This window comes from Croceicoccus sp. (assembly GCF_983967925.1).
Genome location: NZ_CFETID010000013.1, coordinates 70,584 through 97,141, shown reverse-complemented (window position 1 = coordinate 97,141; position 26,558 = coordinate 70,584). Strand labels below are relative to the sequence as shown.

21 protein-coding genes and 1 tRNA gene are annotated in these 26,558 nt (G+C 65.5%); 13 read left to right on the top strand and 9 right to left on the bottom strand.

The window, feature by feature from the left end:
* The 5 genes from rpoC to gltX form a co-directional block, all read left to right on the top strand.
* A partial coding sequence (gene rpoC / locus AC4FIJ_RS09390) for a DNA-directed RNA polymerase subunit beta' (protein WP_490336453.1) occupies positions 1-3,167 on the top strand: 3,167 nt, incomplete at its 5' end.
* Between the two features lie 226 nt (positions 3,168-3,393).
* Complete coding sequence (locus AC4FIJ_RS09385; RefSeq protein WP_490336452.1) at positions 3,394-5,712, top strand: putative bifunctional diguanylate cyclase/phosphodiesterase; 2,319 nt, start codon at positions 3,394-3,396, stop codon at positions 5,710-5,712.
* A gap of 87 nt (positions 5,713-5,799) precedes the next feature.
* Positions 5,800-7,461, top strand: coding sequence for an NAD+ synthase (locus AC4FIJ_RS09380; RefSeq protein ID WP_490336451.1), 1,662 nt, complete (start codon positions 5,800-5,802; stop codon positions 7,459-7,461).
* Positions 7,461-7,940: a hypothetical protein gene (locus AC4FIJ_RS09375; protein ID WP_490336450.1), complete on the top strand. Its 480-nt coding sequence runs from the start codon at positions 7,461-7,463 to the stop codon at positions 7,938-7,940. Before AC4FIJ_RS09380 ends, AC4FIJ_RS09375 begins: the two co-directional genes overlap by 1 nt.
* Positions 7,941-7,997: 57 nt before the next feature.
* Positions 7,998-9,329 carry a glutamate--tRNA ligase gene (gltX, locus tag AC4FIJ_RS09370; RefSeq protein ID WP_490336449.1) on the top strand — a complete coding sequence of 444 codons (1,332 nt, stop codon included), beginning with the start codon at positions 7,998-8,000 and terminating at the stop codon, positions 9,327-9,329.
* A gap of 31 nt (positions 9,330-9,360) precedes the next feature.
* Here the strand turns inward: gltX and AC4FIJ_RS09365 are convergent, their stop codons facing one another.
* Together AC4FIJ_RS09365 and AC4FIJ_RS09360 are read right to left on the bottom strand one after the other, a co-directional pair.
* Positions 9,361-10,701, bottom strand: a complete 1,341-nt coding sequence (locus AC4FIJ_RS09365) for an MlaA family lipoprotein (protein ID WP_490336448.1) — start codon at positions 10,699-10,701, stop codon at positions 9,361-9,363.
* Between the two features lie 175 nt (positions 10,702-10,876).
* Positions 10,877-13,627 carry a [protein-PII] uridylyltransferase gene (locus AC4FIJ_RS09360; protein ID WP_490336447.1) on the bottom strand — a complete coding sequence of 917 codons (2,751 nt, stop codon included), beginning with the start codon at positions 13,625-13,627 and terminating at the stop codon, positions 10,877-10,879.
* Positions 13,628-13,861: 234 nt separating this feature from the next.
* Here AC4FIJ_RS09360 and lgt point away from each other — a divergent pair, with 234 nt between their 5' ends.
* The 6 genes from lgt (at position 13,862) to AC4FIJ_RS09330 (ending at position 19,091) form a co-directional block, all read left to right on the top strand.
* Positions 13,862-14,740, top strand: a complete 879-nt coding sequence (gene lgt / locus AC4FIJ_RS09355) for a prolipoprotein diacylglyceryl transferase (RefSeq protein ID WP_490336446.1) — start codon at positions 13,862-13,864, stop codon at positions 14,738-14,740.
* An 8-nt stretch (positions 14,741-14,748) separates the two neighbouring features.
* On the top strand, positions 14,749-15,846 hold the full coding sequence (locus AC4FIJ_RS09350; RefSeq protein WP_490336445.1) for a class I SAM-dependent methyltransferase: 1,098 nt from the start codon (positions 14,749-14,751) through the stop codon (positions 15,844-15,846).
* Positions 15,847-16,062: 216 nt separating this feature from the next.
* On the top strand, positions 16,063-16,641 hold the full coding sequence (petA, locus tag AC4FIJ_RS09345; protein WP_490336444.1) for a ubiquinol-cytochrome c reductase iron-sulfur subunit: 579 nt from the start codon (positions 16,063-16,065) through the stop codon (positions 16,639-16,641).
* 12 nt (positions 16,642-16,653) lie between these two features.
* A complete protein-coding gene (locus AC4FIJ_RS09340) occupies positions 16,654-17,979 on the top strand; it encodes a cytochrome b (protein ID WP_490336443.1) in 1,326 nt (441 codons plus the stop codon).
* Positions 17,980-18,011: 32 nt separating this feature from the next.
* Positions 18,012-18,866: a cytochrome c1 gene (locus AC4FIJ_RS09335; protein ID WP_490336442.1), complete on the top strand. Its 855-nt coding sequence runs from the start codon at positions 18,012-18,014 to the stop codon at positions 18,864-18,866.
* A gap of 151 nt (positions 18,867-19,017) precedes the next feature.
* A tRNA-Gly gene (locus AC4FIJ_RS09330) sits at positions 19,018-19,091 on the top strand.
* A 52-nt stretch (positions 19,092-19,143) separates the two neighbouring features.
* Here the strand turns inward: AC4FIJ_RS09330 and AC4FIJ_RS09325 are convergent.
* Positions 19,144-19,521 carry a hypothetical protein gene (locus AC4FIJ_RS09325; RefSeq protein WP_490336441.1) on the bottom strand — a complete coding sequence of 126 codons (378 nt, stop codon included), beginning with the start codon at positions 19,519-19,521 and terminating at the stop codon, positions 19,144-19,146.
* Between the two features lie 22 nt (positions 19,522-19,543).
* On the bottom strand, positions 19,544-20,782 hold the full coding sequence (locus AC4FIJ_RS09320; RefSeq protein ID WP_490336440.1) for a dicarboxylate/amino acid:cation symporter: 1,239 nt from the start codon (positions 20,780-20,782) through the stop codon (positions 19,544-19,546).
* A gap of 136 nt (positions 20,783-20,918) precedes the next feature.
* Here AC4FIJ_RS09320 and AC4FIJ_RS09315 point away from each other — a divergent pair, with 136 nt between their 5' ends.
* Positions 20,919-21,293: a YigZ family protein gene (locus AC4FIJ_RS09315; protein ID WP_490336439.1), complete on the top strand. Its 375-nt coding sequence runs from the start codon at positions 20,919-20,921 to the stop codon at positions 21,291-21,293.
* Here the strand turns inward: AC4FIJ_RS09315 and dapE are convergent.
* From dapE to AC4FIJ_RS09290, 5 genes are all read right to left on the bottom strand, one after another.
* The gene (dapE, locus tag AC4FIJ_RS09310; protein WP_490336438.1) at positions 21,290-22,429 is read right to left on the bottom strand and encodes a succinyl-diaminopimelate desuccinylase; all 1,140 of its coding nucleotides are present in this window, start codon (positions 22,427-22,429) and stop codon (positions 21,290-21,292) included. The two genes, AC4FIJ_RS09315 and dapE, sit on opposite strands and share 4 nt — an antisense overlap.
* A 70-nt stretch (positions 22,430-22,499) precedes the next feature.
* The gene (locus tag AC4FIJ_RS09305; protein ID WP_490336437.1) at positions 22,500-22,640 is read right to left on the bottom strand and encodes a hypothetical protein; all 141 of its coding nucleotides are present in this window, start codon (positions 22,638-22,640) and stop codon (positions 22,500-22,502) included.
* A 46-nt stretch (positions 22,641-22,686) separates the two neighbouring features.
* Complete coding sequence (locus AC4FIJ_RS09300; RefSeq protein ID WP_490336436.1) at positions 22,687-23,820, bottom strand: M14 family metallopeptidase; 1,134 nt, start codon at positions 23,818-23,820, stop codon at positions 22,687-22,689.
* A gap of 40 nt (positions 23,821-23,860) precedes the next feature.
* Positions 23,861-24,475 carry a DUF4136 domain-containing protein gene (locus tag AC4FIJ_RS09295; RefSeq protein ID WP_490336435.1) on the bottom strand — a complete coding sequence of 205 codons (615 nt, stop codon included), beginning with the start codon at positions 24,473-24,475 and terminating at the stop codon, positions 23,861-23,863.
* A gap of 100 nt (positions 24,476-24,575) precedes the next feature.
* Positions 24,576-25,043, bottom strand: a complete 468-nt coding sequence (locus AC4FIJ_RS09290) for a zinc-ribbon domain-containing protein (RefSeq protein ID WP_490336434.1) — start codon at positions 25,041-25,043, stop codon at positions 24,576-24,578.
* A 163-nt stretch (positions 25,044-25,206) separates the two neighbouring features.
* On the opposite strand from AC4FIJ_RS09290, the gene AC4FIJ_RS09285 reads away from it, so the two are divergent.
* Positions 25,207-26,487, top strand: coding sequence for a cell wall hydrolase (locus AC4FIJ_RS09285; protein ID WP_490336433.1), 1,281 nt, complete (start codon positions 25,207-25,209; stop codon positions 26,485-26,487).
* Positions 26,488-26,558 lie beyond the last annotated feature (71 nt).

Below are 26,558 nucleotides of genomic sequence, written 5' to 3'. Positions count from 1 at the left end.
CGTTCATCTACGCCCGCCTCGACGCCAAGGGTCTGTCCATGACCCTGAAGCAGGCGAAGAAGTGGGTCGAGAAGGAACGCAAGGAAGTCTGGGACATCCTCGACGAGGTGATCCGCGAGCACCCGGTTCTGCTGAACCGCGCGCCGACGCTGCACCGTCTGGGCATTCAGGCGTTCGAGCCCGTGCTGATCGAGGGCAAGGCGATCCAGCTGCACCCGCTGGTCTGCTCGGCCTTCAACGCCGACTTCGACGGTGACCAGATGGCCGTCCACGTGCCGCTTTCTCTGGAAGCCCAGCTGGAAGCGCGCGTGCTGATGATGTCGACCAACAACATCCTGTCGCCCGCCAACGGCAAGCCGATCATCGTGCCTTCGCAGGACATGGTGCTGGGCCTGTATTACCTCTCGATGGACCTCGAGGGTGAGCCGGGCGAGGGCAGCATGCTGGGCGACATGGCCGAGGTGCATCAGGCTCTCGAAGTGGGTGCGGTGACGCTCCACTCGAAGATCGTGACCCGCGTCCCGCAGTCGGACGAGGACGGCAAGACCTATCTCAAGCGCGTGGAGACCACTCCGGGCCGCATGCTGATCGGCGAATGCCTGCCCAAGAACCACAAGGTTCCGTTCGAGGTTGTTAACCGCCTTCTGACCAAGAAGGACATCGGCGACGTCATCGACCAGGTCTATCGCCACACCGGCCAGAAGGACACGGTGCTGTTCGCCGACGCCATCATGGTGCTGGGCTTCCGCCACGCGTGCCGTGCGGGCATCTCGTTCGGCAAGGACGACATGATCATCCCCGACGCCAAGGAACCGCTGGTCGAGGAGACCAAGAACCAGGTCGCGGAATACGAGCAGCAGTACCAGGACGGCCTGATCACCTGGCAGGAAAAGTACAACAAGGCGATCGACGCGTGGAGCCGTTGCGGCGACCAGGTCGCGGCCGCCATGATGGACGAGATCAAAGCCCAGCCCAAGGACGAGGACACCGGCCGTCTCAAGCCGATCAACTCGATCTACATGATGTCGCACTCCGGTGCGCGTGGCAGCCCGGCGCAGATGAAGCAGCTGGCCGGCATGCGCGGCCTGATGGCCAAGCCTTCGGGCGAGATCATCGAGACGCCGATCATCTCGAACTTCAAGGAAGGCCTGACCGTCCTTGAATACTTCAACTCCACCCACGGCGCCCGCAAGGGCCTCGCGGACACCGCGCTCAAGACCGCGAACTCGGGTTACCTGACCCGCCGACTGGTCGACGTGTCGCAGGACTGCGTGATCGTGGAAGAGGATTGCGGGACCGAGAAGGCGCTGGAAATGCGCGCGATCATCCAGGGCGGTTCGACCATCGCCTCGCTGGGCGAGCGTATTCTGGGCCGCACGCTGGCCGAGGATATCGTTCACGCCAAGACCGGCGAAGTGCTGGCGACCAAGGGTCAGCTGCTGGACGAATCCGCGATCAAGACGATCGAGGAAGCCGAGACGCAGGTTGCCAAGATCCGCTCTCCGCTGGTTTGCGAAGCGCAGCAGGGCGTGTGCGGCAAGTGCTATGGCCGCGACCTCGCTCGCGGTACGCCGGTCAACATCGGCGAGGCTGTCGGCGTGATCGCCGCGCAGTCGATCGGTGAGCCGGGCACGCAGCTGACGATGCGGACGTTCCACATCGGCGGCGCGGCGCAGCTCAACGAAACCTCGCACCTCGAGGCGGTGTCGGACGGCAAGCTGGTCTATCGCGACATGCCGACCATCACCGACAAGCGCGGCCGCCGTCTGTCGATGGCCCGCAGCGGCGAGATCCTGGTGATCGACGCCGAAGGGCGCGAGCGCGAGATGCACCGCGTGCCTTACGGTACCGTCATCCTGTTCGAGGATGGCGCCGAGGTGAAGCAGGGCGACCGGATGGCCGAATGGGATCCGTTCACGCTGCCGATCATCACCGAGCAGTCGGGTGTCGTGAAATATCAGGACATCATCGACGGCAAGACCATGACCGAGCAAGTCGACGAGGCCACGGGCATCGCCCAGCGCGTCGTCACCGAATACCGTGCCGCGGGCCGTTCCAAGAAGGAAGACCTGCGTCCGCGTATCACCCTGCTGGGTCAGGCCGGAGACGAGACCGAGGCGGCGCGCTATATGCTTGCCCCGGGCACGTCGCTGTCGGTCGAGGACGGAGCGGAAGTGCAGGCCGGTGACATTCTGGCCCGTGCAAGCCGTGAAGCCGCCAAGACCCGCGACATCACCGGCGGTCTGCCGCGCGTTGCCGAGCTGTTCGAGGCACGCAAGCCCAAGGACAACGCGGTCATCGCCAAGGTGTCCGGCCGGATCGAGTTCGTCCGCGACTACAAGGCCAAGCGAAAGATCGCGATCATCCCGGAAGAGGGCGATCCGGTCGAGTACCTGATCCCCAAGTCGAAGGTGATCGACGTTCAGGAAGGCGACTTCGTCAAGAAGGGCGACAACCTGATCTCCGGCTCGCCCGATCCGCATGACATTCTGGAAGTTCTGGGGATCGAGGCGCTGGCCGAGTATCTCGTGAACGAGATCCAGGAAGTCTACCGACTGCAGGGCGTGAAGATCAACGACAAGCACATCGAGACGATCGTGCGCCAGATGCTGCAGAAGGTCGAGATCACGAACGGCGGCGACACCACGCTGCTGCCGGGCGAACAGGTCGATCTGGAAGAGATGCTGGAATACAACGCCAAGCTGGGCAAGGGCAAGGAACCGGCCGAAGGCAAGCCGGTCCTGCTGGGCATCACCAAGGCGTCGCTGCAGACCCGCAGCTTCATCTCGGCCGCTTCGTTCCAGGAAACCACTCGCGTGCTGACGCAGGCGGCGGTCGAAGGAAAGCGGGACTCGCTGATCGGTCTGAAGGAAAACGTGATCGTGGGCCGCCTCATCCCCGCCGGTACCGGTGCGGGCATGAACCGGGTCCGCGTGACGGCCAACAGCCGGGATGCCGCCCTGCGCGCCCAGTATCGCAAGATGCAGGAAGCGCTGATCGCGGCCGACACCGCCGCAGCCGAGCACGAGGCCGAACTGGCCCAGGGCCCGGAAGCGGCGATCGGCGACGATCCGCTGGCGGCGGTCGAGGGCGAGACCCACGGCACCGATGCGGATGCGGGCGATTACCTGAACCCCGATGCGGCGGACGGTGACGACAACGCCTGAATGACGACAGGCCGGCCCCGCTCTCATCTGCAGAGCGGCCGGTAACAGGAACGGGCCCCGGACCGAACGCGACCTTGCGCCGCGTTCGTCCGGGGCCTTTTCTTATCTTTCCTGACCAACCCTGTCCCGCTGCGCAGGGATTGCCACGGACACGTTTTTACAAGGATATTAACTTCTTACCCCTAGGCAAATGCCGGCAGGACTGGTGGGGGGCGAGCTTAGGGCGATGGGTGCGAAGCAGGCAGCGGTGATGAACCGCGACGAATTGCTGCTTGCCCGCCGTCTGGGCGATTATGCCTCGCGCGCGCCGGTGGCGGCGATGCTTTCCGCCCTATCGGCCCTGATCGTGTGCGTCATCAGCCAGCAGGGTCGCACCATGGTCTGGCACGTGGTTTGCGCGATCTGGCTGCTGGCGGTTGGCGCGATCAATGCGCTGCGCGTCAGGCATGCGCACCGGATCGAGGCGGATACCATCGATTTCCGCTATATCCGGCGGCAGGTTCGCCGCGCGGAGAGAATGGCGTTTGGCGATTCTCTGTGCTGGGCACTGGGCCTTGCGATCATCGGACCGACGCTGGATTATCCTGCACGGGTCACCGTCGGCATCCTGCTGACCGGCATGCTCGCCACTGCGGCCATCACGCTGCGATCGCTGCCGCGGATCGGGATTTCGCTGACCGCGGCTTTCGTGATCGGCGGCTGCGCGGCCATTTACATGCGCGATCAGCCTGGCGATCTGGCCAATGTCCCGATCATGATCTTCTATGCCGCGGTCATCCTTCATTGCTTTCGCGCCGATGGCGCCACCTATGAAGCGCGCTTCCATGCCGAACTGACCGTTTCGGAAAGCGCCGAGACGATCGGCCTGCTCCTCCACGATTATGAAGCGCAAAGCGCCGACTGGCTGTGGCGCGTCGATCATGCGGGCTGTCTTGTCGGCGTGTGCGACCGGTTCGGCGAGGCGGCGTCGATGCCCTGCGCCGAGCTGGAGGGGAAGGAGCTGGTCAGCCTGTTCAAGCCCGGCCCGCAGCGCGAGCACCTCTCGCACAGGCTGCTGCGCCGCGAGGCGTTTCGCGACCTGACCGTCCAGCTGGCCGATGCCGACGGAGCGACCGGGGGCGGGCGGTGGTGGATGCTGTCGGCTTCGCCGCGCGAAGACGGCACCACCCGCGGCGTCGCGCGCGACGTGACCGCGACCCGCCAGACCGAACAGCGCGTGGCCTATATGGCGCATCACGACGGGCTGACCGGCCTTGCCAACCGATTCCTGTTCGGAGAGACGCTGGCGGGCCAGCTTGCGCGGCAGAGAAAGGGCGACAGCTGCGCTCTGCTCTATCTCGACCTCGATCATTTCAAGATCGTCAACGACACGCTTGGCCACAGCTGCGGCGACCTGCTGCTGACCGAGGCGGCGCGCCGGATCGCCAGCAAGGTGAAGGACCACGACCTTGTCGCGCGGCTGGGCGGGGACGAATTCGCCGTGCTGCTGACCCGGTTCCGCGGCGAGGAGGAGGCGCGCGCTGTGGCCGACCGGATCGTCACCGCGATTACCGAGCCTTTCCGGATCGAGGGACAGAACCTCAATATTTCGACCAGCGTGGGCGTGGCGTTTCATCGCGGGCCGGGGGGCGCTTCGGACGATCTGCTGCGGCAGGCCGATCTGGCGCTCTATGCCGCCAAGGCGCGCGGCCGTGCCTGTTTCGCCGAATTCGAACCGTGGATGGAGGAGCGCGAACGCGAACGCGCGGCGCTGGAGGCCGATCTTCGCGTCGCGATCAAGGAAGGGCAGTTCGCGCTGCATTTCCAGCCCTTGGTCAATATCGACACCGCCGAGGTGGCCGGGTTCGAGGCGCTGGTGCGGTGGGAGCATCCGCGGCTTGGCGTCGTCATGCCGGGCGAGTTCATTCCCATCGCCGAGGACACCGGGCTGATCGTGCCGCTGGGCGAATGGATCATGCGCAACGCCATCATGCAGGCCGCCTGCTGGCCCGATAATCAGCGCGTGGCCATCAATCTCTCGCCCATCCAGATGCGCAGCCCGCGCCTGATGGCGCAGGTCGTGACCGCGATCGCGCATACCGGCATCGACCCTTCGCGCATCGAGCTGGAGATTACCGAGAACGTGCTGATGCAGGATTCGGAGGCCAATGTAGCGCTGCTTTACAAGCTGCGCGAGCTGGGCGTGCGGATCTCGCTCGACGATTTCGGGACGGGCTATTCCTCGCTCAACTATCTGCGCAGCTTTCCCTTCGACAAGATCAAGATCGACAAGTGCTTCATCACCGATCTCGAAACGCGCGACGACTGCAAGGCCATCGTGCGCGCGGTCACCTCGCTGGCGGGCACGCTGGGCATGGATACGGTGGCCGAGGGGGTGGAGCGCGAGGAGCAGCTGGAATGGCTGCGCGCGGCGGGCTGCAGCGAGGTGCAGGGCTATTTCATCTCGCACCCCGTCAATATCGAGGAGCTGAGCGACGGCCGCCCGCTGGACGGCGAGCCCGAGCCGTGGCGCACCTCGCTGCGGCGGCTGAAGGACGCGGCCTAGGCGCGGGCGGGCCCTGCCGCTTGATGGCGGGGGAAACCGCCTGCTTTTGCAGTTGTCGGCCCGCCATCGGCTTTCTAGACGATAGGCATGGCCGATACGCTTACGATTACATTCGCCCAGCATAACCAGCGTGTCGGCGATATCGCCGGGAACGCCAATGCCATGCTGGCCGCCCGCGAACGCGCCAAGGCGGCGGGCGCCGACCTCATCGTCTTTCCCGAAATGCACCTGATCGGCTATCCGCCCGAGGATCTAGTGCTGAAACCCGCGCTCATCGAACGCGCCGCGGCCGAACTGGAACGGCTGGCCAAGGCGACCGGCGAGGACGGGCCGGGCATGCTGGTCGGCAGCGTGTTCGTGCGCGACGGGGCGCTGCACAACGGGGTGGCGCTGCTGGACGGCGGGCGCATCACGGCGACGCGTTTCAAGCACGAGCTTCCCAATTACGGCACCTTTGACGAGCAGCGCCTGTTCACGCCGGGCGACATGCCCGATCCGGTGCTGTTCCGCGGCGCGATGCTGGGCCTGCCGATCTGCGAGGATATCTGGCACCCCGACGTCTGCCGCCATCTGGCCGACATGGGCGCGCAGATGTTCATCTGCATCAACGGCAGCCCGTACGAGATCGACAAGGACGTGTTGCGCATCGACGGCGTGGCCAAGCGGCGCGCGATCGATACCGGCCTGCCGCTGGCCTATCTGAACCGCGTCGGCGGACAGGACGAGCTGGCCTTCGACGGGGCAAGCTTCGTCATCAACGGCGACGGCACGCTGGCCGCGCAGATGCCCGACTGGGAAGAAGTCGAGATCTCGACCCGCTGGGTCAAGGGGCGCGATGGCTGGTCCTGCGTGCCGGGGGCGCTGCACCGGCTGGCCGACCACCCCGAGGATATCTATTGCGCGATGGTCACGGCCTTGCGCGACTATGTCGAGCATAACGGTTTTCCCGGCGTGCTGCTGGGCCTGTCGGGCGGGATCGACAGCGCGCTATGCGCCGCCATCGCGGTCGATGCGCTGGGTGCGGACCGGGTCTGGTGCGTGATGCTGCCCAGCCGGTTTACCAGCCAGGAAAGCCTGGACGATGCACAGACCTGTGCGAAGGCGCTGGGCTGCCGATTGTCGACCATTCCCATCCAGCCTGCGGTATCCGGGTTCGACGCCATGCTGGAGGGCGATTTCGCGGATCGCGATGTCGACCTGACCGAGGAGAACATCCAGTCGCGTATTCGCGGCGTGACGCTGATGGCGCTGTCGAACAAGTTCGGCCACATGCTGGTCACCACCGGCAACAAGAGCGAGATGAGCGTCGGCTATGCGACGATCTATGGCGACATGGCGGGCGGATACAATCCGCTGAAGGACGCTTACAAGACCACGGTGTTCGAGCTGGCCAAGTGGCGCAATCGCGCGCGCGCCAAGATCGGCAAGGGGCCGGGCGGAGAGGTAATCCCAACCAATATCATCGCCAAGCCGCCCAGCGCCGAATTGCGCGCCGATCAGAAGGATTCCGATTCGCTGCCGCCCTATGATGTGCTGGACGCCATGCTGCACGGGCTGGTCGAGCATGAGAAGAGCGTCGACCAGCTGGTGGCCGAAGGGTTCGACCGCGCGACGGTCACGCGGATCGAGAAACTGCTCCACCTTGCCGAGTACAAGCGGCGGCAGGCAGCGCCGGGCGTCAAGCTGGGCGCGCGCAATTTCGGGCGCGACCGGCGCTATCCGATCACGCATAGTTTCCGGTCCGCCTGATGCGCTGGTTGGTCGCCTGTGCTTTCGCGTTGGTGGCGTGCTGCGGTCCGGCGCAGGACGATGCGCCGCCACCCGCCGGGCAGGATGAAGTTCAGGACATTCCGCAGCCTTCGGGTTCGCGCGTCGATACTCTGGCGGGCGAATGGCGCGTGGCGGGGATCGACGGAGAGCCGTTCGATCAGGATTATGGCATCGCGCTGTCGGCTACGGCGGACGAGATCTGGTGGGAACCGCGCTGCGCCGGGATCCTGCGGCGCTATCGGATCGATGGCGACGCCGTGACCATGATGCCCCCCGAACCGCCGCCCGCGCAGGACGACCTGCCCCGGCCGCCGCCTGCCCTGTGCACCATCGGCGTGCCGGTCGGCGTCGAACGGGCCTTTGTTGCACTGGATGCGGCAGAGACGATCACGCGCACGCCGCAGAACGGCATCGAATTGTTGGGCGGGGGTCATTCGCTGACGCTGTTTTCGCAATAGGGGGTTCTCGCAATAGGGGCGCTTTAATCGCGGGCAAAAGCGCCTATAGCGCTGCGCATGACCGTAACCCGCTTCGCTCCTTCGCCCACCGGGCGTCTTCACGTCGGCAATATCCGCACCGCGCTGCATAATTTCCTGCTGGCCCGCAAGGGCGGCGGGCGGTTCATGCTGCGCATCGACGACACTGATGCCGAGCGCTCGAAGGAGGATTATGTCGAGGCGATCCGCGCCGATCTCGACTGGCTGGGCCTGACGCCCGACGGCGAAGCGCGGCAGTCGGCGCGGCTGGCGATCTATGACGAGGCGTTCGAGCGGCTGAAGGCGGCGGGGCGCGTCTATCCCTGTTACGAGACCGGGCAGGAGCTGGATCTCAAGCGCAAGATCCTGCTGGGGCGCAAGCTGCCGCCGATCTACGACCGCGCGGCGCTGGAACTGACCGAAGCGGATCATGCGCGTTTTGCCGCCGAGGGCACCGCACCGCACTGGCGCTTCATGCTGGACTACGGCGAGGCGATCGAATGGGAAGACGGCGTTCGCGGGCCGCAGCATTTCGACGCGTCGACCATGTCCGACCCGGTGGTGCGGCGCGCCGACGGATCGTGGCTGTATATGCTGCCAAGCTGCGTCGACGATATTGAAATGGGCATCACCGACGTGCTGCGCGGAGAGGATCACGTGTCCAATACGGCGGTGCAGGTCCAGATGTTCACCGCGCTGGGCGCCGCGCCGCCGCATTTCGCGCATGAGGCGCTGCTGGTCGGTGCGGAAGGCAAGCTGTCGAAGCGGCTGGGTTCGACCGGCATCGCCGAATTCCGCGAGCAGGGGATCGAGCCAATGGCGGTGAACTCTCTTCTGGCGCGCATCGGCACATCGCAGCCGGTCGAAGCGCGGGCGGACATGGCGGCGCTGGCAGAGGGTTTCGACCTCTCCACATTCGGCCGTGCGCCTGCCCGTTTCGACGAGGCGGAATTGCTGCGGCTGAATGCCCAGCTGGTGCATGCGATGGAATATGCCGATGTCGCCGATCGCCTGCCGCAGGGCATGGATGAGGCAGCGTGGCTGACGATCCGCCCCAATCTGGAAAGGCTGGGCGATGTGCGGGAATGGTGGCGGGTGGTGACGGGGCCCGTGGCGGCCCCCGCCCTATCGGCCGAGGATGCCGCCTTCGCCGGTGACGCAGCCGATGCCGCCGCCGCAATCCAGTGGGATCAGGGCGCGTGGAAGGCGTTGACCGAAAGGCTCAAGCAATCGTCGGGCCGCAAGGGCAAGGCGCTGTTCCTGCCGCTGCGGCTTGCGCTGACGGGCATGGATCACGGGCCGGACATGAATGCATTGCTGCCGCTGATCGGCAGGGAGCGCGCGGTCGAAAGGCTGCGTCAGGCGGCGTAACCCGCCGCCGGGACGCGGCCTTTCGTCGCGGTCAGGCTGCGACCCGCTCCGGCTCGCTTGCTTCGGGCATCACGACCGGGCGATTGGCCGCGGTGCCGTCCACGGGCTGCACCACCGGTTCGCTGACGAAGGGCGTTTCGGCAGGCTGGGGCGCGGCGGGCTGGGGTTCGGCTGGCTCGGCAGGCTGAACGGATTCGGGCGGGGCCGCTTCGGGGGCGGCCTCGGCGGGCGGTACGTCTTCGTCCGTGGACAGGCCCTGCGCGCCCTGCGATCCGTCGATCAGCGTGGTGCTTTCGCGCACGAAGTCGGTCGGCTGGCCCATGCCGGTCGGCGTCTCGCTGATCGCGATGTCGCAGTTGAATTCCAACCGCTCGCCGATTTCGCCGAGGTCGGGGTTCGCATTGCCCTTCAGCGCCTCGATCTCCGCCTCGCGCTGGATCAGATAGAGGTCGCGTTCGGCGGCGTAGGGATCGCCGCATTTCTCGCGCACCGATGCGATCTGCGCGTCCTTGTCGACGCGGTCGTTCAGCGAATTGAGCGTGCCCGCGGCGGTCGCGTAATAGGGATTGTTGAGCGGCTGGCCCACCGCGGTCGGGACGACCGAGAGGTCGGCGATACGCCCGAACAGGTCGCGCACCGTGGTCGATCCGATCAGCGGCAAATAGAGATAGGGACCGGGGCCGACGCCGTAATAGCCCAGCGTATTGGCAAGCCCGTTACGCTGGTGTTCGAGGTAGAACGGTTCCTTTGCGGCGACATCGAAAATGCCGGCAATGCCCAGCGTCGTGTTGATCGCAAACCGGCCCAGCGTTTCCAGCGCGCGGCCGGGCTTGAGCTGAAGCAGATAGTGCAGCGCGCTGACCGGCTCGCCCAGATTGGTCAGGAAATTGTCGACACCATCGCGGATCGGTTCGGGGATGGCGCTGCTATAGGCATCGGCGACGGGCTTTACGACGGCCGTGTCGACCGCATCGACGACTTCATAGCTGAGTGCGTTGACGCGTTCGGCGGGATCGCCCTCGGGCGCGCCGACTTCGCCGGAAACGATGATTTCACCGCCTGCAGCCGCATCACCGGCGGGCGGTACGTCGGGCTCGGTCGCATCGGCGGGGGGTGTCGCCGCATCGGCGGGGGCCTGTTCGCCCGGCTGGGCGGGCGCGGCGCCCTGAACGTCCTGCACCAGCGGCAGGCGCATGACATTGTCGACCTGCTTGCTGTCGAGCACGCGCAGCAATTCGGCGGGCAGCGGGGTTGCCGCCGCCAGCGCGGTGCGGGATGCCGTTTCACCATGAAAAACATGCGCGCGACCCGTATCGTCGGCAACGCCGGCGCCGCCAAGGGCGATCGCCGCCGCCAAACCAGAAATTACCATTCCACCTCACCTGATACGATCCCCGCGGGACCGTCCCCGTTGCCAGCAAGCGCCCGATGATCCGGCCCGATCAGCCGAAGGGCCTCTTGCGATAGCAGGGCGTTATAAACCGTGACTTAACTCACCGGACGGCAATTTGTGCCGATCGCGGCGGGTTTCGCCGAAACTGTGTCCGCTAGGCCGCGGCTTCCTCGGTCGCCCGGACGGCCTCGAGCAGTTTCGCCTCGATGGCCTTCATGCGGCTTTCCGAATGGATCTTGTCGCCCAGCAGATCGGTCACATAGAACGTATCGGCCGCCCTTTCGCCATAATTCGTCACATGCGCCGACTGTATCATCAGCCGCTCCTCGAACAAGGCGCGCGCCAGGCGGTTGAGCAGGGCGGGGCGGTCGCGGGCGCTGACCTCGATCACGGTGAAGCGGTTCGAGGCGTCGTTGTCGAATTCGATGCGGGGCTTCACCTCGAACGCATGGGCGCGCGGGCGCGGCAGCGGACGGGCGGCGAGTTCGGGCACCAGCTCGTTCCGGTGGGCCAGCGAATCCTCGATCGCCTGCTTCAGACGGTCGATCTGATGCTGTTCGTGGAATGGGCGGCCCAGCGGGTCCTGCACCAGCAGATTGTCGACCGCGACGCCGTTGCGGCTGGTGTGGAAGCGCGCGTCGATGATGTTGCCCCCCGCCAGATGGATGCCGCCTGCGATGCGGCTGAACAGGCCCGGATGGTCGCCGACGATCACGGTGACCAGCGTCGCGCCGCGATTTTCCGAATAATGGCATTCGATCGACAGGTTGCGGTGGCCTTCCATCGCCTGAATCTGCCGCAGGTTGGGGACGATCACCTCGGGCGCCTCGGCGATCCAGTAGGATGCCAGCATCGCGCTGCCCGCGCTTTCGATCAGATCCTTGTCCTCGCCCAGCAGCTCGGCGACCTGCGCCTTCTTGATCTCGACGCCCTTTTCGCGGCCCACACTCTTGTGGCCCAGCCTAATGCGTTCCTCCGCGGCGTGGAACAGGTCGGACAGCAGCTGGCTCTTCCAGCTGTTCCACACGCCGGGGCCGACCGCGCCGATATCGACGACGGTCAGCACCATCAATTGCCGCAGCCGTTCCAGCGACTGCACCTCGGCCACGAAATCGGCGATGGTCTTGGGATCGGCAAGGTCGCGCTTGAACGCGGTCGCGCTCATCAGCAGGTGCTGGCGCACCAGCCACGAGACAAGCTCGGTCTCGGTCTCGTCCAGCCCTAGCCGCGGGCCGACCTTCAGCGCGTCCTCGGCCCCCAGTATGGAATGGTCGCCGCCGCGCCCCTTGGCGATATCGTGCATCAGCACCGCGACATAGAGCGCGCGGCGATATTTGATCTTGCCGACGATCTCGGTCGCGGTCGGGTGGGTTTCGGCGCTTTCGCCCGATTCGATCTGGGCCAGCGCGCCGATCGCGCGGATCGTGTGCTCGTCCACCGTGTAGTGGTGGTACATGTCGAACTGCATCTGCGCCACGACGCGCCCGAATTCGGGCATGATGCGGCCGAACACGCTGGCCTCGTTCATCCAGCGCAGCGCCAGTTCGGGATTGCCGCGGCTGGTCAGCAGGTCGAGGAACAGCGCATTGGCGCGCTTGTCGCGGCGGACATTGTTGTCGATCAGCCCCGAATCGCGGTCGGCGAGGCGCATGGCATTGGGATGGACCTCCACCCCCTCGGCATTGGCGAGGGTGAAGATCTCGACCAGACGCACCGGGTCCTGCTGGAAGAAATCGTCGCCGGGCACGTCGATGCGCCCGCCCGAGATCTCGAACCCGTTCACATGGCGGGTCCGGTCGCGGAAGCGGGTCATCAGGCTGGGTTTCTTGGACCGCGCGAACTGGTCGTCCAGCTGGGCGAGGAACACGCCGGTCAGGCTGCCCACGCGCTTCACCTGCAGGAAATAGAACCGCATGAAGCGTTCGACCGCGCTCTTGCCCGGGCGGTCGACGAAATTCATGCGCGCGGCCACCTCGCGCTGCATGTCGAAGGTCAGGCGGTCTTCCTCGCGCCCGGTGATGGTGTGAAGATGGCAGCGCACCGCCCAGAAGAAGTTCTCCGCGCGGCGGAACGCGCGATATTCGGTGCGCGTCAGCAGGCCGGCATCGACCAGTTCGGCGGCCCTGCGCACCTTGTGGATGTACTTGCCGATCCAGTAGAGCGTGTGCAGGTCGCGCAGGCCGCCCTTGCCCTCCTTGACGTTGGGTTCGACCACATAGCGCGAATCGCCCATGCGCTTGTGCCGCTCCTCGCGCTCCTCCAGCTTTTCGGCGACGAACTGCTTTTCCGATCCGGCGACGACTTCGCTCCAGAACCGTTCGCTGGCTTTCTGGTAAAGCGGCTGGTCGCCCCACAGAAAGCGTCCTTCCAGCAGCGCGGTGCGGATCGTCAGGTCCTGCTTGGCCATCTTGACCATGTCGTCGAGGCTGCGGCTGGAATGGCCGACCTTCAGCCCCAGGTCCCACATGAAATAGAGCATCGCCTCGATCACCTGTTCGCACCACGGCGTGTTCTTGATCGGGGTGATGAAGGCGATGTCGACATCGGATTGCGGCGCCATCTCGCCGCGGCCGTATCCGCCGACGGCGACAAGCGTCAGCCGCTCGCCCGCGCTGCGATTGGCGGCGGGATAGACATGGGTGATGACATGGTCATGGATCACGCGGATCAGCTGGTCGATCAGAAAGCTTTGCGCCGCGGCCGATTTGTGGCCCGCCGACGGCTCGGCGATCAGCCGGTCGGCGATTTCCTTGCGCCCGCTGGCCAATGCATCCTTGAGCACCGCCATGACCTTTTGCCGCGCGGATTTGCCGCCGCCGCCCTTTTCGACCGCCGCGTCAACGGCGGCGGAGACCTTGCGCCTGTCGATGATGGCGCGCTGATTGGGTATGCGGGGCTGACTCATGCAAATCCGTGTGGGTTGGGGATGGGGTCGGGCGATCCGTCCCTGTCATATGGGGCTGCCCTACCGGTTTTTCCAATTGCTTTCCAATCGGGGCGCCGGTGATGTGCCCGTGAATTGCGCCGCCCGGAAAAGCGTCTCTTTCATAGGGCAGCGCCCTGTGCCAAAGAGCGCGCGCTGTGCGGGCGGCGACGAACCATTCGACAGGCCGCCCGCCATCCGACAGGAGAATTGCGAGTGTCGCTCGAACTGGCCGCCGCGGCGGCGAATGCGCCGATCTATTGGGAGAACCTCGGCCTCAGGCCCGGTATCGACCTCGGCTTCTTTACGCTGCGCTGGTATTCGCTGGCCTATCTGGCGGGCATCGCGCTGGGATACTGGCACCTGACGCGCATGATCAAGTCGCCCGGCGCGCCGCTGGCACAGCGCCATGCGGAGGATCTGTTCTTCTGGTGCACCATCGGCATCATCTTTGGCGGGCGGCTGGGCTATGCCACTTTTTACGAGCCTTCGCTGTGGTCCGACCCGATGGCCCTGCTATCGGTGTGGAACGGGGGGATGAGCTTTCATGGCGGCCTGATCGGCACCGTGCTGGCGATCGCGTGGGTGTCGTTTCGCGGCAAGCTCAATTTCATCCGCGTGGCCGATTATATCGCGGTCAACGTGCCCTTCGGTCTGTTCTTCGGGCGGCTGGCGAATTTCGTGAACGGCGAGTTGTGGGGCCGCGCGGCGGGGCCGGATGTGCCGTGGGCGATGGTCTTCCCCATGGGCGGACCGGTCGCGCGCCACCCCAGCCAGCTGTACGAGGCGGCGCTGGAAGGGCTGGTGCTGGGCGCGGTGCTGCTGTGCCTGTTCTGGCTGACACGGGCGCGCTGGCGGACCGGGCTGCTGGTGGGCATTTTCACGCTGGGCTATGGCCTTTCGCGCTTCATCGTCGAGTATTTCCGCGAGCCTGACCAGCAGCTGGCCGATTTCGCGGTGCGGACCGGATTCTCGATGGGTCAGTGGCTGACGATGCCGATGATCCTTGTCGGGCTGGCGCTGATCGCCATCGCGCTGATGCGCCCGCCGCAGGGCGCCGCGACCCGCACCGGCAAGCCTGCCGCATCGGCGTAAGGCCGGGGGTGAGCGGAGAGCAATCCAGTCTGGCCGGGCGCCTTGCGCGCACGATCGCGAATCTGGGGCCGATCCCGCTGGCGCAATACATGGCCGAGGCGAATGCGCATTATTACGCGCATCGCGATCCGCTTGGCGTGGCGGGCGATTTCATCACCGCGCCCGAGATCAGCCAGATGTTCGGCGAGATGCTGGGCGGCTGGCTGGCCGATATCGCGGTGCGGGCGGGGGTGCGGAGCGCCTGTTATGTCGAGCTGGGACCGGGACGCGGTACGCTGGCGCGTGATGCGCTGAGGGTGCTGACGCGCACGGGTGTGCAGGCCGAGGTGCATCTCGTCGAAGGCTCGCCCGCGCTGCGAGAGGCGCAGGCCCGCCTGCTGGCCGATCGCGCGCCAGTGTTCCACGACAGCGCGGCCAGCCTGCCCGATGACCGCCCCCTGCTGATCGTGGCGAATGAATTCTTCGACGCGCTGCCGATCCGGCAGTTGGTGCGCAGCGCGCAGGGCTGGCGCGAAATCGTGGTGGCGCTGGCGGGCGATAGCGCCACGGGGGAAAAGCAAGCGCAGCGTTTTGTGCCCGTTCCGGGCGACCGCCCGATGGATTCGGCCGTTCCCCAGGCGCGGGCGGACGCTCCCGAAGACACGATCATCGAGGTGTGCCCTGCCGCCAATGCGATCATGCACGAGTTGGCAGGGCGGATCGCGCGGCAGGGCGGGGCGATGCTGGCCATCGATTACGGCCATCTTGCCAGTTTCGAGGGGTCGAGCCTGCAGGCGGTGCGCGCGCATGAGAAGGTCGATCCCTTCGCCGATCCGGGCATGGCCGACCTGACCGCCCATGTCGATTTCGCGGCGCTGGCCGAAACCGCGGCTTCTGCGGGATGCCGCGTCGACGGCATGGCGGAGCAGGGCGAATTCCTGTTGTCGCTGGGCATCGCGCAGCGCGCATCGGTACTGGCGCGCACCAATCCGCAGTCGGCTGGCGAGGTCGCACAGGCGCTCGACCGGCTGGTGTCGCCGCAGGCGATGGGGGCGCTGTTCAAGGTTCTGGCGCTCGCCTCGCACGCTTGGCCGACGGGGGCGGGACTGACCCCTGCGCGATCATAGGTCAAAATCGCTGTTGGAAATTTGCAGCTTCGTGTCTATGGGGTCCCCGGAACAAGGCTTGCCGCCGCCTTGGGTTTCGTGAATCTCACGGACACGGGCGGCGAATGGACGGGACGCATGCTTCACGCTATCGGCCCTTCCCGGGACTTGGAACATTCGTAGCGAAGCGGTGGGCGCATGTCGCGTGCCTCCGCGCAGTCAGTTCAGGGATTTGGCATGGCAGACGCGACCATCGACACCACAGGGACCGTCGAGGGTACCAGCGAAGGCGAGACCGGGGTCCGCCGCCGCGACTTTATCGAGATTGCGGCCGTCAGCGCGGCTGGCGTGGGCGGTCTGGCGGTGCTCTATCCGCTGATCAGCCAGATGGCGCCGTCGAAAGACGTGCTGGCCGAATCCACGACCGAGATCGATCTTTCGGCCATCCAGCCGGGCCAGGCGATCAAGGCCGTTTTCCGCAAGCAGCCGGTATTCGTTCGCAACCTGACCGAACGGGAAATTGCCGAAGCGGATTCGGTTCCGCTATCAGCATTGCGCGACCCGCAGACCCTGGAAGAGCGCACGGCGGTCGATCACGTCAACTGGCTGATCACCATGGGCGTGTGCACCCATCTGGGTTGCGTGCCTCTCGGCGCTGCCGAAGGTGAGAACAAGGGCGAGTTCGGCGGTTATTTCTGCCCCTGCCACGGTTCGCACTACGACACTGCCGGCCGCATCCGCAAAGGGCCTGCGCCGTCCAATCTGGAAGTGCCGGAGTACGAGTTCACTTCCGACACCACCGTGGTTCTGGGCTGAGGATAGAGTACGATGAGCTTCCCCTGGGCAAAGCATTACGAGCCGAAGCTGCCGGTCATGAAGTGGCTGGACGAGAAACTGCCGCTTCCGCGCCTCGTCTATAACGCTGTCGGTGCCGGCTATCCCGTGCCGCGCAACCTCAACTATTTCTGGAACTTCGGCGTGCTGGCAGGCTTCTGCCTGATGCTGCAGATCGTCACCGGCGTGATCCTGGCGATGCACTATGCGCCGAACGCGCTGGTCGCCTTCGATTCGACCGAACACATCATGCGCAACGTCAACTGGGGCTGGATGCTGCGCTATGCGCATGCCAACGGCGCCAGCTTCTTCTTCGTCGTGGTGTATATCCATATTTTCCGCGGGCTGTTCTTCAGCTCGTACAAGGCCCCGCGCGAGATGATCTGGCTGCTGGGCGTGGTCATCTTCCTCCTCATGATGGCGACCGCCTTCATGGGTTATGTGCTTCCCTGGGGGCAGATGAGCTTCTGGGGCGCGAAGGTGATTACCGGCCTGTTCGGCGCGATCCCGCTGGTGGGTGAGCCGCTGCAGATCTGGCTGCTGGGCGGTTTCGCGCCCGACAATGCCGCGCTGAACCGCTTCTTCTCGCTGCACTTCATGCTGCCCTTCGTGATCGCGGGCGTCGTGATCCTGCATATCTGGGCGCTGCATATTCCCGGTTCGTCGAACCCGACGGGCGTGGAAGTGAAGCAGGAATCGGACACGGTGCCGTTCCACCCCTATTACACCGCGAAGGACGGTTTCGGCCTGGGCGTGTTCCTGGTGCTCTATACGCTGTTCGTGTTCTTCATGCCGAACGCGCTGGGTCACCCGGACAACTATATCCCGGCCAACCCGCTTTCGACGCCGGCGCATATCGTGCCCGAATGGTACTTCTGGCCGTTCTACGCGATCCTGCGCGCCTTCACCCAGGACTTCCTGTTCATGCCGGCCAAGCTGATGGGCGTGATCGCGATGTTCGCCGCCATCCTCGTCTGGTTCTTCCTGCCGTGGCTGGATCGCTCGCCGGTGCGTTCGGGTCTCTATCGCCCGCTGTTCCGCAAGTTCTTCTGGTTCGGCCTCATCCCGACGATGGCGGTGCTGTTCTATTGCGGCGGCGCGCCTGCCGAGGAACCCTATGTGATGCTGAGCCAGATCGCGGCGCTGTATTACTTTGCCCACTTCCTCATCGTGCTGCCGCTGGTGTCGAGCTTCGAAACGCCGAAGCCGCTGCCCGGTTCGATCACCGAGGCGGTGCTGGGCGACAAGACCGGCGGACATGACGCGGTTCCGCTGGGTACCACCAACGATGCCCCCGCGGGCCGTCCGGCCACGGCCTGAGACTGACGAGACAAGAGAAAGACGCGTAGAAAATGGCACGCCTTATTTCAATTTTCGTCGGTTTGGCCTTTGTCGTCGTACTGGCCTATTCGTTCATCGTCGGCGCCTATACCGCGGCGACCGACGATGCGGCGCCGACCGCAGAGCACGAATTCCACCTGCACCCGCGCGACGCCCATCTGCAGAGCGCGGGCTGGACCGGCACCTTCGATTTCCAGCAGGTCCAGCGCGGCTATCAGGTGTACAAGGAAGTGTGTTCGGCCTGCCACTCGCTGCGCCACATCGCGTTCCGCAACCTGGCCGAGCTTGGCTATAGCGAAGCGGAAGTGAAGGCCGAGGCTGCCAGCTGGCAGGTTCCGGGCATCGATCCGAACACGGGCGAGCCGGCCATGCGTCCGGCGCTGCCGACCGACAGCTTCCCGATGGTCTATCCGAACAATGTCGCGGCCGCGGCGGCGAACAACAATGCTGTGCCGCCCGATCTGTCGCTGATCACCAAGGCGCGTCACGACGGCGGCAACTATGTCTATTCGCTGCTGACCGGCTATGCGGACCCGTCGACCTACACGCATGACGGCAAGTCGCTGATGGAGGAATTCCCGGACTTTTCGACTCCGCCGGGCCTGCACTTCAATCCCTATTTCCCGAACCTCAACCTTGCGATGGCCCCGCCGCTCGCGGGTGACGGGCAGGTGACCTATGCCGACGGTACCGAGGCGACCGTCGACCAGATGGCGCGGGACGTTTCGGCCTTCCTGGTCTGGACGGGTGAGCCGACGCTGCAGAAGCGTCACCAGACGGGCTTCCCGGTGGTGCTGTTCCTGATCTTCGCGACCGTGCTGGGCTTCCTTGCCTATCGCAACGTGTGGCGGAACATGAAGCACTAAGGCTTCGGGCACGCAAAGCGAAAAGGGGGCCGCCGGCATCTGCCGCGCGGCCCCCTTTTTTCGTGCTGGCGTCACAAGATTGATGCGATCGGCAATTGACGAATGCCCCTGCATGATGGCAAGCAGCGCGTCGCCCACAGGCCGGAGCCGAGCGGGTATAGCATAGTGGTAATGCTCTAGCCTTCCAAGCTAGCTAGAGGGGTTCGATTCCCCTTACCCGCTCCAGCCTTTCGTTCGGTCCTCACCGCAGCGGCAGCCTTGCGCGCCTGCAGGCCTGTCATGCTTTCGAACCGGCCGCGTCGTCCTCGGTCCTGACCCTGCGCGCTTCGATCCAGCGCGTGGCCGAAAGCACGATCCCGAACAAGGTGACGCCGATTCCGACTCCCAGTGTCGTCGGTTCCACTCCTCCCTCGACAAAGGGGAGGCTGGCGGAATAGGCGCCGCCGATCACGGCCGCACCCAGACCGGTCACCGAAATGGCTGGCGGCCTGTTTCGATCGAGCCGCTCGGTCAGCAGGGGGATCTGGTCCGGGGCGGTTTCCAGCGCCTTCTGGATGGAACGGTTGATCAGGAAGCTCGATAGCATCCGGCGAAGCTCTGCCAGTAGAAATACGGGCGTCGCCATGACCACCGCGACCAGAACAAGCTCGTCCAAATTATCCTCCTGTCGTCAACGCTCAAACGTCGTCGGCGCTGATCATCTCGGCGCGGTCGATCTCGCCCGTCATCACCGCCACGGTGGTTGCCACGGCGGCGTCACCCGACACGTTGGTGGTGGTGCGCATCATGTCCATGATCCGGTCCACGCCCGCCACGAAGGCGATGGTCTCCAGCGGGACGCCGACGCTTGAGAACACCAGCGTCATCATGATCAGCCCCGCGCCGGGAATGCCCGCCGCGCCGACCGCGCCCAGCGTCGCAGTGATCGAGATCATGAAGTAATCGGCCCACGACAGATCGACGCCGAAGATCTGCGCGCCGAACAGAGTGGCGAGCCCCAGATACATCGCGGTGCCGTTCATGTTGATCGTCGCGCCCAGCGCGATCACGAAGCTGGCGACGGAGTTGGACACGCCCAGATTGCGCTCTGCGCAGCGCAGCGTGACGGGCAGGGTCGCATTGGAACTGGCGGTCGAATAGGACACCGCCATCGCGTCGATGATACCGCGAAAGAAATCGCGCACCGGCAGTTTGGCCAGGAATTTGATCATCAGCGAATAGATGCCGAAAATGATGATCAGGCAGCCGAGGTAATTAAGCCCCACCAGCTTGGCGAGCGAGAGCAGCGCGTCGACGCCAAAGCTGCCCGCGACCCATGCCATCAGCGCAAAGACGCCGAAGGGGGTCAGCTCCATCACGATCATCGTGACCTTTTGCATGACCACCGATCCCGCATCGAAGATCCTTGGCAGCGGATGGCCTTCCTCGCCCGCCATCAAGATGCCGATGCCGATCAGCAATGCGAACACGATCAGAGGCAGCACGTTGACGTCGGCCATCACCTGCACGGGGCTTTGCGGGACGATCGACAGGATCATCTCACGCCAGCTTTGCGTCGCGGCTTCGGGCACGGTGCCCATTTCGATGCGCGACTGGTCAAGCCCTTCGCCGGGTTTCAACAGGGTGCCCATGGCCAGCCCCAACCAGACCGCGATCTGGCCGGTGACGACGAACAGGATCAACGCCCGTCCGCCGACCGCGCCCAGCTTTCGCAGATCGCCGATGGCAGCCACCCCTGACACGAGGCTGAAGAAGATCAGCGGCACGACCAGCATCTTGATCGAGGCGATGAAGACATCGCCGATGATCTTGATGCTCTCCGCCTCTGGCCCCCAGGCCAGACCGACAATGACGCCGAGGACGAGCGCAGCGATGACCCGCTGCCACAAGGGGATACGGAACCAGGTGGAAAGCATGGAGGCTGAGAGATCCCTTGCGAAAGCGGAAGCCGGAAAACGGCGGTCAGACCGGTGTTAGTGCCCGTCTGCCGTTCCGCCCGCAAGGGGGGGCCGGGGTTTGCGCGGAACTGCGTGGGGGTCTAGGGCGCGGCGGATGCGGATCATCGACAAGATCATCTCGGACCGCGGGTCGAAATATGCGGTGTCGGGCGCGCCCTGTGCTTCGGCGGCCGAGGCGGCGGAGCTGCTGGCAGAGCTGAAGCGAGGCAAGCGTTTCGCCAATGCCACGCATAACAGCTGGGGCCTGATCTGCAGCGCCGACGGGGGCGATGGCGGCCCGATCAAGAATGACGACGGCGAGAGCGGAGCGGGCATGGTGATCCTGCGCATGCTGGAGCGCGAGGGGCTGAACGATCACCTCGTCGTCGTGACCCGCTGGTATGGCGGCAAGCATCTGGGCGGCGACCGCTTTCGCCATGTGCAGGACGCGGTGCGCATCTATCTCGACGCGCTGAAAACCGACCCCTAAAGCGCCAGCGCCGCGCGCGCCGTGCGTTCGTATATGCCGACCAGCGCGTCGAGATCGGCCAGCGCAATCGCCTCGTCCCTCTTGTGCATGGTGGCGTTGCAGGGGCCGAATTCGATCACCGGGCAGATGTTCTTGAGGAAACGCGCGTCGGAGGTGCCGCCGCCGGTCGACAATTCGGGCTCCATGCCCGTTTCGGCGCGGATCGCGTCGGCCAGCAGCGTACTGAAATCGCCCGGCTCGGTCAGGAAGGGTTCGCCGCTGATGACGGGGCGGGCGATGCCGCCGTGCCGCCGGGCGATCTCGGTCACGCGGGCGGACAGCTGCGCGCCGGTGTGCAGATCGTTGAAGCGGATCGACAGGCGTGCCCTCGCCACCGCGGGAATGACATTGGTTGCGGGATTGCCAACCTCCAGATCGGTGATCTCGAGGTTCGAGGGCTGGAACCAGTCCGTCCCCTCGTCCAGCTGCAGCGCGTCGAGTTCGGCCAGCATGCTGACTAAGCGCGGGATCGGATTGTCGGCGAGATGCGGATAGGCGACGTGGCCTTCGTTGCCATGCATCTCCAGCCAGATGTTCACGCTGCCGCGCCGGCCGATCTTCATCATGTCGCCCAGCCGCTTCACGCTGGTCGGTTCGCCGACGAGGCACAGGTCGGGCACGATGTCGCGCGCGGCCATATGCTCCATCAGCGCCAGCGTTCCAAAGCGGGCGGGGCCTTCCTCGTCGCCGGTGATGATGAAGCTGATGGTGCCTTCGTCGGCCGCGATGCGGGCGGCGGCGGCGACCATGGCGGCGATCTGGCTCTTCATATCGACCGCGCCGCGGCCATAGAGCAGCTCGCCGCGCACTTCGGGGGTGAACGCATCGCTCGACCAGCCATTGCCGGGGGGAACGACGTCGAGATGGCCTGCAAACGCGAAATGGCGGCTGCCCGACGGGCCGGGGCGTACGGCCAGCAGGTTCTCGACCGGACCATCGGGCGCATCGCCGTCGAGCGTGCGCAGCACGTTGAAGCCGAGGGGGCGGAGCATGCCCTCAAGCGCGTCGAACACCGCGCCGGTGGCGGGTGTCACGCTGGGGCAGGCGATCAAACGGCTGGCAAGCTCCAGCGGCGACATGGTGGCGAGTCCGGTCATCGCCGGTGGGACTAGCCCAACCCGGCGCATCCGCAAAGAGCGTCAGCAGGCCGCGGCGTGCGTAACCGGTTCAGAAGGGAAAATAGGGCCCGGCGAGGATCAGCGCGGCGGCGCTGCCCGCGACGATGGCGAAACGCGCAATGCCGGCCATGGCCGCCGCCGTATCGAAGGCGGGCTGCAAGGTGACGGCGCGGGCGATTCGTTGGGCCATGCAGACATCATGCACCGCCAAACCCTACCAAAAGGTAAATGCGTGCTTAACCTTCGGCCAGCCACAGATGCAGCGCGCCAAGGCAGCTGCGCCCCAGCTGCATGGATCGTTCCGCGCTCCATCCTTGCACGGGGTCGGCCATGTCGTCGTGATCCTTGAACGGCATTTCCAGCGTCATCGAAACGCAGCCATATCGCGAGGCAAGCTGGTTCGTCGCCATCGCCGGATTGCCGCGCCCGGCGGGCGTAACCGGATAGCCGTGAAGGGTCTGGAAATCGGGCGTCTGGGCGGCGAGCAGCGCGCCATAGCGGTCGAAGCCCGGCTTCTGGTGGTCCTGCAATCCGGCCATGCCTTCGAACCCGGCCAGAAAGACATGCGGAATGGCTTCGTCGCCATGGACGTCCATCGCGAAATGCACGCCGGTTTCGTCCATCGCATTGCGGATGGCGAGCACCTCGGGCGAATTCTCGGCGGTAGGCTCGTTCCATTCGCGGTTGAGGTTGGCGCCCGCCCCATTGGTGCGCAAATGGCCGCGAAACGATCCGTCGGGATTGCAATTGGGCACGATGTGGAACCGCGCTTTCTGGCGGAGAGACCGTGCGACCGGGTCGCTGCGATCGGTGAGCCGGTCGAGCGCGCCTTCCATCCACCATTCGGCCATGCTTTCGCCCGGATGCTGGCGCGCGATCAGCCAGACATGCTTGTCGCCTTCGCCCATTTCGAGGCAGTCGATCGGCCGCCCGTCGAGCGACCAGCCCAGCACGCGGTGATCCACGCCCTCGGCCAGAGCGCTGCGTGCCACCAGTTCCATGTGCCGTTCGAGCGAAAAAGGCGCGAAATAGGCGAACCATGCCAGATCGCCCCTGGGCGTGAAGCGGATGGTCAGCGTGCCGCCATCCTCGTTCTGGTCGAAGCTGCTGGGCGCGCGGTTCCAGCTCAGCCGGTCCTCGCTGACGCAGGCGTTATAGTCGGGCCAGCCCGCGGGATAGGCCGAATTGTTGAGATCGCTGATACGCAGCACCAGCTCGCGCCCCGCTGCGCCGGTGACGCCGAAATGGAACCATTGCTTGAAGGCGTTCCCCGGATCGGCGCGCAATTCCAGCCATGCTTCGGCCCCGGCGATGCGGCGTACTTCGATATTGCCGCTGTCGAAGGCGGCATGGACGGCGATAGGCGGCACGAAACGATCCTTATGCGCAATATGGGCGGTCGGCGAGCGGTTACTTCTGCTTTACGTCGTAGGTTTCGCCGTTCTCGCCCGGAAAGTCCACGAACAGCGCCTGCGCCAGCTTGCGCGCCGAAGCGGCAGGCTGGGCCAGGTCCTGGTTGGTCGGGATCACCTGTTCGGCGCGGCCTTCCCATACCGACTGACCGCTCGACCGGTCGCGGATCACGACCGAGACCTGCGTGGAAACCTGTTCGGGCGGGGGACCGGAAAGGTCGATGCCCAGCCCGACGCCGACGCCCGATCCATAGCTGCCCGTCGATCCGCCGACGCCGACGCTGACGGGGCTGCCGTCGCGGCCGGGCTGCCACGTGCTGCGGTCGAGGCGGATTTCGGCAACCCGCTCGCCCTGGCCTGCGGCGGCGGGGGTGAAGCCGATCTGCGCCAGTTCGGCCATGACCGCGTCGCGATAGGGGGCAAGCGCCAGCGAGTCCTCCGTCCCCGGCGCGGGTTCGACCGCAATCGAGCCATACGGACCCTGCGGCGCGAGTTCGGGCGCGTGAAAGCGCGTCACTTCGATCGGTTGCAGCGACGGGGCGCAGCCTGCCGTCAGCGATGCCGCGAGCAGGGCAGGAAGAAGCGCGGCGGGGCGCAGCGGGAACTGGATCATGGGCGTATTGCCTTCGCAGGACCCGCGAAGTGCAGGCCGTTGGCCTATCGATTTGGGGCGAAAGGCGCGGCAGTTCAAGTCGCTAGGGCGCAGAGGGCCCTCAGGAAGCGAGGATGAAGATGAGCATGGCCGCCATAAACAGCGAGATCACCCCGATGCGCGGCAGCCACAGGCGGCACCAATCGCGCAGATGGGAAAAGTCGCGGATTTCCTTGAACTCTGCCTCTACGATGGCGTTCGTCTCGCGGTAGCGCCTTTGCCCCCGCGAGTGTTTCAGCCTCTCAAACCGCTGGGAAGACAGGCCCACGGGATCCTGCGGGCCGCCGGCAAAGCGGCTGGAAATGCCGTCGAAGAACGAGGTGAAGCGGTGATGCTCTTCGCGGTAGCGGCCATTGCCGGACACGACCAGCGTGCGCCTCTGCGTCTGGGCCGTGATCTCGGAGCGCCCTTCGCCCGGCTGCCACCAGCGCGATCCGCATTCGCCGCAACGCATGTCGCGCCCCTCGCCAATGAAAAGCTGGCTGGGGACGCTGTAGTTTTTCTCGCAATGATCGCAGGTGATGCGCATGGTCAGAGCCGTTTGCTTTCAATAGTTTCGACTTTCAAGCGAGCGACCGGGTTCTAGCGAGTTTTGCTGTGGGTTTAGACCACAGCATTAACGGCTCCTATTCCCCATGGGTAGTCCGCATTCGACCTTTCGGGCAGGGCCGGCATGGGGCAGGGTCCCGGCCATGTCAGAGGATCTCCATCCGAGTCCCGCGCGGGCGGCTGCTGCCTGCGAGGCATATGCTGCGCCAGATGACGCGGGAGAGCCGGTTGGGGCAGCGCGCCCCGGTGTGGTGCTGCGCAGCGCGACGATCATCGGTATTGGCGCGCCGCTGCTGCTGGCGGGCGCAGCGCTGACGGTCTGGGCGCTGGCGGGTGGCGATTCCGCGCCATCGACCAGCGTGTCGGTAGCCACGGCCGCGCCCGTCGCTGCCGGATTGCCGCCGGTGCAAAAGGCTGCCGAAGAGACGGCGGCGCTGCAGCTGATGGAAATCGACGAGGAAAGCGCTTCGCTTATCAACGAAGAGCGGCCTTTCGACGGCAAGCCTGAAATGCCTGCCGCCTTCCGCTTTGGCGCGGGTCTGGAAGACCGCGACCGTGCCGCCGATTGCCTGGCCGCCGCCGCGTTCTACGAGGCCGGTGCGGACCGTGAGGGGCAGCGCGCAGTGGCGCAGGTCGTGCTCAATCGCGTGCGTCATCCGGCCTATCCCAAGAGCGTGTGCGAAGTCGTCTTCGAGGGGGCCGAGCGCCAGACCGGTTGCCAGTTCACCTTTACCTGCGACGGCGCGCTGCGCAGGCGGCCCAGCGACCGGCAGTGGCGCGATGCGCAGCAGGTGGCGCAGGAGGCATTGGGCGGCGCGATCGACAAGTCGGTCGGCACCGCGACCCATTATCACGCGTCCTATGTCGTGCCGTACTGGAGCCCAAAGCTGCAGAAGATCGCGCAGGTGGGCCCGCATATCTTCTATCGCTGGCCCGGCGGCTTTGGCAGCCGACGCGTCTTCCGCGACCAAGGCAAGCGCGACGAGCCGCGGATCGCGAAGCTCGCATGGCTGGGCCATCATGGTGAGGGCGATGACAGCCTGCCCCTTGGCCCCGAACCGGCCAGTTTCGCCGAAATGGTGGCGGCAGGCTCGCAAGCGGTAGAGGCGAAAGCCGGTCTGCCGGTGGCAGGACAGCGGATCGTGCTGGGTCTGGACATGAAGCAGGCGCCGGGGCGCTGGGCGATGACGGCGCTGGATGAATGCGACGGGCGCGCGGATTGCCAGGTGGTCGGCTATCCCATGGGGCGCACGCCAGGGGGGCGGCCCGCGTTTCTCTATACGCGTGACGGCAATTCGGGGCTGGACCGCGCCTTGTGGGATTGCCGCACCGTGACCCGGCCATCGGCGGACCAGTGCCTGCCTGAGGACGAGGCGGCCCTGCGCCATATGATGCGCGACCGGTCCCGGCTGGCCGCGAACTAGGCGCGGCGCTCCGCCCGACGCTCAAAAGAGCTGACGCTCAAAAGACCAGACGCTCCAAGGAAAAGGGCGCC

Bases quoted from the DNA above. Each gene is read 5' to 3' on its own strand.
- AC4FIJ_RS09290 (WP_490336434.1), bottom strand. From the start codon at position 25,043: ATGCGCATCACCTGCGATCATTGCGAGAAAAACTACAGCGTCCCCAGC.
- AC4FIJ_RS09285 (WP_490336433.1), top strand. From the start codon at position 25,207: ATGTCAGAGGATCTCCATCCGAGTCCCGCGCGGGCGGCTGCTGCCTGC.
- AC4FIJ_RS09380 (WP_490336451.1), top strand. From the start codon at position 5,800: ATGGCCGATACGCTTACGATTACATTCGCCCAGCATAACCAGCGTGTC.
- AC4FIJ_RS09365 (WP_490336448.1), bottom strand. From the start codon at position 10,701: ATGGTAATTTCTGGTTTGGCGGCGGCGATCGCCCTTGGCGGCGCCGGC.
- AC4FIJ_RS09295 (WP_490336435.1), bottom strand. From the start codon at position 24,475: ATGATCCAGTTCCCGCTGCGCCCCGCCGCGCTTCTTCCTGCCCTGCTC.
- AC4FIJ_RS09320 (WP_490336440.1), bottom strand. From the start codon at position 20,782: ATGCTTTCCACCTGGTTCCGTATCCCCTTGTGGCAGCGGGTCATCGCT.
- dapE (WP_490336438.1), bottom strand. From the start codon at position 22,429: ATGACCGGACTCGCCACCATGTCGCCGCTGGAGCTTGCCAGCCGTTTG.
- AC4FIJ_RS09335 (WP_490336442.1), top strand. From the start codon at position 18,012: ATGGCACGCCTTATTTCAATTTTCGTCGGTTTGGCCTTTGTCGTCGTA.
- AC4FIJ_RS09340 (WP_490336443.1), top strand. From the start codon at position 16,654: ATGAGCTTCCCCTGGGCAAAGCATTACGAGCCGAAGCTGCCGGTCATG.
- AC4FIJ_RS09360 (WP_490336447.1), bottom strand. From the start codon at position 13,627: ATGAGTCAGCCCCGCATACCCAATCAGCGCGCCATCATCGACAGGCGC.
- AC4FIJ_RS09385 (WP_490336452.1), top strand. From the start codon at position 3,394: ATGGGTGCGAAGCAGGCAGCGGTGATGAACCGCGACGAATTGCTGCTT.
- AC4FIJ_RS09315 (WP_490336439.1), top strand. From the start codon at position 20,919: ATGCGGATCATCGACAAGATCATCTCGGACCGCGGGTCGAAATATGCG.
- AC4FIJ_RS09375 (WP_490336450.1), top strand. From the start codon at position 7,461: ATGCGCTGGTTGGTCGCCTGTGCTTTCGCGTTGGTGGCGTGCTGCGGT.
- petA (WP_490336444.1), top strand. From the start codon at position 16,063: ATGGCAGACGCGACCATCGACACCACAGGGACCGTCGAGGGTACCAGC.
- AC4FIJ_RS09305 (WP_490336437.1), bottom strand. From the start codon at position 22,640: ATGGCCCAACGAATCGCCCGCGCCGTCACCTTGCAGCCCGCCTTCGAT.
- gltX (WP_490336449.1), top strand. From the start codon at position 7,998: ATGACCGTAACCCGCTTCGCTCCTTCGCCCACCGGGCGTCTTCACGTC.